Source organism: Mesorhizobium sp. CNPSo 4688 (genome assembly GCF_057784295.1).
Genome location: NZ_JBWLUY010000088.1, coordinates 1 through 744, shown reverse-complemented (window position 1 = coordinate 744; position 744 = coordinate 1). Strand labels below are relative to the sequence as shown.

The following is a 744-nucleotide window of genomic DNA, read 5'->3' as shown; positions in this document are numbered from 1 at the left end:
GATGTCGTCGGCGGACCCCATCCATCAACTGGGTGCATTGCCATCGCAGGCGCAGGACATCGTCCAGGCCGGACGGCAAGAACCTGCCCGGTTCGCCTCAACCGGGTGGCCGCAGATGCCGCTCAACTTTGATTGGAGTATGTGGCCGAACCCGGAAGCAGCGCCAGCGCCCGCTGCCAGCGCCCGCCCAGACACCTACCGGGATTTTCCATTGGTTGATCTGACTGCGGCCACGCCGTCTGAGTCACGCGACGATGATAATTCCGTGCCGGTGTTTGCAAGCATGTCCTCCGATGCTCAGATCGGGGCTTTGGGTCCGACAGCCCCGTCTCACGGCCGCGGGCTGGTGCTCCAGGACATGGAATGGCTGGGCGACGAGCATGTCCTGAGGGATTACCAGCTCCTGACGCAAGAGTTGCAGGGGAACAATCCGGGTCTGGCCGCCCGGACGCGGTTCGTGGATCCCCTCATAACCCTTGGCAGCCTGCGCTTGGGCACCGAGAGCGACATGCTAGGCGCATTCCAGCGCATCGTTCATGATCACAATGGCGACGACACGGCCGACTTCCTGTTCCTGCCACTGAACGATGCCAGTGCCAATCGCCGCGGCAGCCATTGGTCGCTGCTGTTCGTTGATCGCCGCGAGCGGGAACGGCCGGTTGCCTATCACTACGACTCGAACGGGAGATACAACGAGGCGCCCGCAGGACAACTCGCAGCAAGGCTGGGCGCGCGCTTGGAGTC

1 protein-coding gene is annotated in these 744 nt (G+C 63.4%); it reads left to right on the top strand.

Going from position 1 to position 744, the window contains the following annotated elements:
• On the top strand, positions 1 to 744 hold a 744-nt coding region (locus AC04SH_RS34900), incomplete at both ends, for a Ulp1 family isopeptidase (RefSeq protein ID WP_488481875.1).